This is a genomic window from Sporomusa sp. (assembly GCF_057736855.1).
The window spans coordinates 1-3060 of sequence record NZ_JBYKYF010000334.1 but is presented as its reverse complement, the minus strand read 5'-3'; the positions used below and the strand labels follow the sequence as shown (position 1 = coordinate 3060).

The following is a 3060-nucleotide window of genomic DNA, read 5'->3' as shown; positions in this document are numbered from 1 at the left end:
CACAACAGATTGCCAAATTAACCAGTATGGTGGGATTTGTAACAGTAGTTATTGATGATCGGCCAGAGTTTGCCAACAAGGAACGGTTTCCCCAATCCGAAGTGGTGGTTGTTGAGGATTTTAACTGTATGTCCCAGTTGTCGATTGATCAAGACAGTTATCTTGTCATCGCGACCAGAGGCCATCTGTATGATTATATCGTGCTAGAACAAGCTTTGCAGACTGAGGCTGCGTATATTGGCATGCTTGGCAGCAAAAAAAAACGGGCAGATGTATTTAGGCGTTTACAAGCAAAGGGTGTGAGCTTGGCAACACTTGAACAGGTTCGTACGCCCATTGGTATAGACATTTGTGCTGAGACTCCGGAAGAAATCGCTGTAAGTATTGTGGCCGAATTAATTAAAACCAGAGCGGAGCGGGAAACATGCGCGACTTCAAGATAGCAGGCATACTTGTAGCAGCAGGCTATTCTTCGCGTATGGGAAGTTTCAAGCCCCTGATGCCTTTAGGGGAAAAAACGGTAATAGAAACAGCAATAGACAGTCTAAGACGGGGAGGAATAACAGATATCCGGGTGATCGTCGGCCATCGGGCCGCCGAATTGTATCCTGTATTAAAAATCTTACCGGTTAGTATTGTCGAAAATGCACGGTATGCTGAGGGAATGTTTTCCTCTATTGTTGCAGGTCTTAACACTTTCACGAAGGAGGCAGAGGCCTTTTTCCTGCTGCCAGGAGATATTCCGCTGATAAGAAGACACAGTATTAAAACCATGATACGGACGTACCGTAAAACAAAAGCCGCCGTAGTGTATCCGGTTTTTGCTGGTCAAAGAGGCCATCCGCCGCTTATCAGCAGCAAATGTTTTTCCAGTATCCTCAATAGTGACGGAACTGGAGGACTTCGCTCGATTTTAGCGCAGTACCGTGCTGATAGCGTAGAAGTGGAGGTGGCGGATGAGGGGGTATTGCTTGACATCGATACCATGGAGGACTATGAACGACTTAAACAGTTTCAATTGCGCAGACATATACCGACATATAACGAATGTCTCAGCATATTATTTAAATATAAGGTTAGTGATAATGTGGTGTATCATGGGCGCGCTGTTGCCGCTGTTGGCCGCAGGTTGGCCGAATTGCTGAATGGTGCCGGACTGAAGCTTAATATCGGGATGGTGGTTGCCGGTGGCCTGCTGCATGACTTGGCTAAGAGTAAGCCTGATCATGCTAAGCGAGGATCTCGGATTGTCAGGGTCATGGGATTTCCCAGTATAGCGCCAATTATCGCTAATCATATGGATTTAGAATTGGCGGCAGAGAGCGCAATTGATGAGAAGGCGGTCGTGTTCCTTGCTGATAAGTTAGTGCAGGGGGATAAAATAGTACCGCTGGCCGAGCGGTTTAGTCAGGCACTAGACAAGTTTGCCGATAGTCCTGAAATTATAGATTCAATCTTGCGTAGAAAACGGGCGGCTGAAGCCATCTGGAACCGGGCCGCGGGGGTGTTGGGAACCGACAGTGTAGAAGAAATAATGGTATTATAGGGGGCGAAGTGTATGATGCCAGTATATTTGAATAATGCAGCGACTTCTTGGCCAAAGGCGCCGCAAGTTGGGGGAACGGTGGCTGCTTATATTAGCGGATTACCTCATCATGCTGGGCGTTCAGGTTTTTCTGGCCCAGATGTTTCTGGAGAATGTCGCAAATTACTGGCCCAATTGCTTCAAGTGAAAGATCCAAATCGGATTGTTTTCAGCCCTAATGCTACCCATTCTTTAAATATTGCTTTACATGGTATTCAGTGGCGGCCTGGTGCAACTGTGGTGACTACTGTAGCCGAACATAATTCGGTATTGCGCCCGCTTCACTATTTGTCCAAAACTAAGGGGATAACCGTCCATCTAGTTCCTGTGGATAAGAACGGACGGGTGAGGATTGAGGAATGGGAAACTGCCTTGAAAACATACAAACCTCAGGTAGCAGTTTTTACCCACGCGTCCAATGTTACTGGTGCGGTAAATGATGCGGCATTGCTTACCCGGATAGCTAAGCAGGCGGGGGCTGTTACACTTATGGATGCATCGCAGAGTTTGGGGATTATACCGGTGCTGCCTGAAGTCTGGGAAATTGATCTGGTAGCTTTTACCGGACATAAGTACCTTTTGGGGCCTACCGGAACAGGCGGATTATATATAGCTCCCCATATAGAACTCGAGCCTGTATGGGTAGGCGGAACAGGAATCCAGAGTGATCTTGACGAGATGCCGGCAGTTATGCCTATCCGTTTTGAAGCCGGTACACCCAATGATTCAGCCTTTGCCGGACTTGCTACAGCGCTAACCTGGTCTGCCGAGCATGTTCTCGACGATAAAGATTTGTTAATCAAGACAGAGCGATTGGCTGCCGGACTTGTTGAACTGGGAGCTGACGTTATTCTGGTGGAACCGCCAAGAACTCCTGTTATTTCGTTTACATTGAAAGATTGGCCGATAGAAGATATTGGCGAGTTATTATATAGAGGTTTTAAAATTGTCTGCCGTACCGGACTTCATTGTGCGCCCAAAATTCACGACTATTTGGGTACCGCCCCGGCAGGAACGGTCCGATTCAGTTTATCGCGGTTTACTACCGACCAGGATATTGAGTATTGTCTTAAGGCTATAGGTGAATTGATAAATGAAACAGTATGAATGCAGGAAGGTAGAAAATTGTTTTAGTGGTGCTAATATTTATGAATATCGTCTGATGAGTAAGGCCGATGAGCGGTTGCTTGAAAGCTTTAGTAATTTTGCTGTGATGAAATATTATAGGAATTTTCCGCGGCCCTGTTTTCAGGCCACTCTGGCAGATGGTACAACCTTCAAAGGCATAATTGATGATTGGGTGATTCGGGTGCATTTTCCTGACAATAATCCCGAGAACAGTAAAGACAATTTTGAAACATGGTTAGAAAATCTGTTAATGCAGCAGTCGGCTGATAGGGAGAGATAACTTAGCTATGGGTGATATGTTGGTAGAAAAAGAAATCCTGCTTTCGACAACCCAAAGTGTGTGTCCC

4 protein-coding genes are annotated in these 3060 nt (G+C 46.2%); all 4 read left to right on the top strand.

The window, feature by feature from the left end:
* Positions 1 to 443 (top strand): XdhC family protein (locus AC29Z1_RS15720; RefSeq protein ID WP_488272399.1); only part of this gene is annotated, 443 nt, incomplete at its 5' end.
* Positions 425 to 1546: a DVU_1551 family NTP transferase gene (locus AC29Z1_RS15715; RefSeq protein WP_488272398.1), complete on the top strand. Its 1122-nt coding sequence runs from the start codon at positions 425 to 427 to the stop codon at positions 1544 to 1546. The genes AC29Z1_RS15720 and AC29Z1_RS15715, both read left to right, overlap by 19 nt.
* A gap of 12 nt (positions 1547 to 1558) precedes the next feature.
* Positions 1559 to 2692 carry an aminotransferase class V-fold PLP-dependent enzyme gene (locus AC29Z1_RS15710; protein WP_488272397.1) on the top strand — a complete coding sequence of 378 codons (1134 nt, stop codon included), beginning with the start codon at positions 1559 to 1561 and terminating at the stop codon, positions 2690 to 2692.
* Positions 2679 to 2993, top strand: coding sequence for a hypothetical protein (locus AC29Z1_RS15705; RefSeq protein WP_488272396.1), 315 nt, complete (start codon positions 2679 to 2681; stop codon positions 2991 to 2993). The genes AC29Z1_RS15710 and AC29Z1_RS15705 overlap by 14 nt, the downstream gene beginning before the upstream one ends.
* The last annotated feature ends 67 nt before the right edge of the window (positions 2994 to 3060 follow it).

What these genes read in the sequence shown, in the direction of transcription:
- AC29Z1_RS15715 (WP_488272398.1), top strand. Translation starts at nt 425, where the DNA reads ATGCGCGACTTCAAGATAGCAGGCATACTTGTAGCAGCAGGCTATTCT.
- AC29Z1_RS15710 (WP_488272397.1), top strand. Translation starts at nt 1,559, where the DNA reads ATGATGCCAGTATATTTGAATAATGCAGCGACTTCTTGGCCAAAGGCG.
- AC29Z1_RS15705 (WP_488272396.1), top strand. Translation starts at nt 2,679, where the DNA reads ATGAAACAGTATGAATGCAGGAAGGTAGAAAATTGTTTTAGTGGTGCT.